General features: G+C 73.1%; 1 protein-coding gene. It reads left to right on the forward strand.

Annotated features, from left to right (window positions below):
* On the forward strand, positions 1–1383 hold a 1383-nt coding region (locus AB0I83_RS31430), incomplete at its 5' end, for an FtsX-like permease family protein (protein ID WP_363307045.1).
* Positions 1384–1484: the final 101 nt, after the last annotated feature.

Genomic DNA, 1484 nt, shown 5'->3' on the forward strand with positions numbered 1-1484 from the left:
GACGCGGGCGCCCCGGCCGACGCCCGGGCCGGCACGGTGCGTGCCGTGACCGGTGCGGTGCTCACCGCCGCGGGCGCCGTGAGCCTGTACCTGGCCGCGGGCGCGGACAAGGCGTCGGCCGGGTCGGGCTGGCTGGGCATCGGTGTGGTGCTCACCCTGATCGGGTTCGTCGTCGTCGGCCCGGTGCTGGCCGGAGGCCTGGTCCGGGTCCTCGGCGCGCTGCTGCTGCGCGTCTTCGGCCCGGTCGGGCGGCTGGCCGAGCGCAACGCACTGCGCAACCCGCGCCGCACCGGCGCCACCGGAGCCGCCCTGATGATCGGCCTGGCCCTGGTGGCCTGCCTGGCGGTGGTCGGCTCGTCCATGGTGGCCTCCGCCACCGACCAGCTGGACAAGTCCGTCGGCGCCGACTTCATCGTGCAGAGCGACACCGGTGCGGTCATCACCCCGCAGGCGGTCGAGGCGGTGAAGGCCGCTCCGGGCCTGAGCAGGGTCACCGAGCTGAAGGTGCTCGACGTGGACCTGACCACCCCGGACGGTGTCACCACGAAGAACGAGACGATCAGCGCGGCCGACGCGACGTACGCGCAGGACCTGCGCACCGAGACGGTGGCCGGCTCGCTCGCCGACGCCTACCGGCCCGGGTCGATGTCCGTGCCCGAGGGCTTCGCGGACAAGCACGGTGTGCGGGTCGGCTCGACGGTGACGGTCGACTTCCGCGACGGCGGCACGGCACGGCTGACCGTGCGCGCCGTCACCAGCGAGGACGTCGTGCTCGACCAGGGCGCGATGTACGCCTCCATCGACACGGTGGCCCGCTACGTGCCCGCCGAGAAGATGCCGCTGGACGTGCTGCTTCTCGCGGCCGCGCAGGACGGGCAGGAGGCGAGCGCCTACCAGGCACTGAAGTCGGCGCTGCACGACTACCCGCAGTACACCGTGCGCGACCAGACCGACTACAAGAAGGCGCTCAAGGATCAGATCGGCCAGCTGCTGAACATGATCTACGGCCTGCTGGCGCTCGCGATCGTCGTGGCGGTCCTGGGTGTGGTGAACACGCTGGCGCTGTCGGTGGTCGAGCGCACCCGGGAGATCGGGCTGCTGCGGGCGATCGGGATGTCCCGCCGCCAGCTGCGCCGCATGATCCGGCTCGAGTCCGTGGTGATCGCCGTCTTCGGTGCGCTGCTGGGCCTCGGGCTGGGCATGGGCTGGGGCGTGACCGCGCAGAAGCTGCTGGCGCTTCAGGGCCTGACCGTCCTCGACGTCCCGTGGCCGACGATCGGCGCGGTCTTCGTCGGCTCCGCCGTCGTGGGTCTGGTCGCCGCCCTGGCCCCGGCGTTCCGGGCGGGCCGGATGAACGTGCTGAACGCGATCGCCACGGAGTGATCGTCACCGAGCAGCCGGCAAGCGGCCGGCGGACGGGCCGTACCGGACGACCGGACTCGGCCGGACCGGTACCGCGGCTCCCGCCGGGGCGGGCTCGCGAC

Source organism: Streptomyces sp. NPDC049970 (assembly GCF_040660235.1).
GTDB lineage: Bacteria > Actinomycetota > Actinomycetes > Streptomycetales > Streptomycetaceae > Streptomyces.